Source organism: Kribbella swartbergensis, assembly GCF_054784135.1.
In genome coordinates, this window is sequence record NZ_BAAGPM010000083.1 from 1 (window position 1) to 947 (window position 947).

The following is a 947-nucleotide window of genomic DNA, read 5'->3' on the forward strand; positions in this document are numbered from 1 at the left end:
ATTCACTTGTCTCCCCCTCTTTGGAGGAGATGAGCGATGACCAAGTCCTATTCGCTGGACCTGCGCCGCCGGGTGGCGCGCTTTGTCGAGGCGGGGCACTCCTGCCATGAGGCCGCCCGGCACTTCGAGGTCTCGGTCGCCTTCGTGGTCCGGCTCATGGCGGCGTACCGCGCCACCGGCAGCCTGGCGCCCAAGCCGGAGGGCGGCTGGCGCTACTCCAAGCTCGATCCGCATCGCGCGTTCCTGCTTCAACGTGTGGCCGAGAAGGGCGACATCACCATGCCCCAGCTCGCGGCCGAACTGCTGGCCCGCGGCACCAAGGTCACGCCTACGTCGATCTCACACTGGTTCCGCCGCCAGGGCTACCGCTTCAAAAAAAACGCTGCGGGCCAGCGAACAAGGACGCGCCGACGTGCGCCAGGCGCGCGAGCCCTGGCACACCAAGCGTCAGCCGCGCATGCGTGAGGAGCCGCATCGGCTCGTGTTTCTGGATGAGACCGGCACCTCGACCAAGATGACGCGCCTGCGTGGCCGCTGCCTGAAGGGGCAGCGTCTGTATGCCAAGGCGCCGTTCGGCCATTGGCTGACCCAGACCTTCGTGGCGGGGCTGCGCTACTCTGGTCTGACAGCGCCCTGGGTGATTGACGGGCCGATGACCCGGCCGATCTTCGAGACCTATGTGGAGACCCAGCTCGCCCCGACCTTGTCCAAGGGAGACGTGGTGATCCTCGACAACCTGCCGGCGCACAAGAGTGAGAGGGCGGCGCAGTGCCTCAAACAAAAGGGCGCCTGGTTCCTGTTTCTGCCCCCGTACAGTCCGGATCTGAATCCAATTGAGCAACTCTTTTCCAAGCTCAAGGCGCTCCTGCGCAAAGCTGAAGCCCGCACCTTTGACGCGCTCTGGCGGGCCATCGGAGACATTTGCGATGGCGTCGAGGCTGAGGAAT

1 protein-coding gene is annotated in these 947 nt (G+C 65.2%); it reads left to right on the forward strand.

The window, feature by feature from the left end; translation table 11 throughout:
* Nucleotides 1-36 precede the first annotated feature (36 nt).
* Nucleotides 37-947 (forward strand): IS630 family transposase gene (locus tag ACYVOK_RS36165; RefSeq protein ID WP_460667133.1). Its coding sequence is split into 2 segments (ribosomal slippage), with 910 coding nucleotides annotated over them: nt 37-411 and nt 413-947; the frame shifts between segments, so codons are not numbered across the junction. This gene is flagged as partial in the annotation.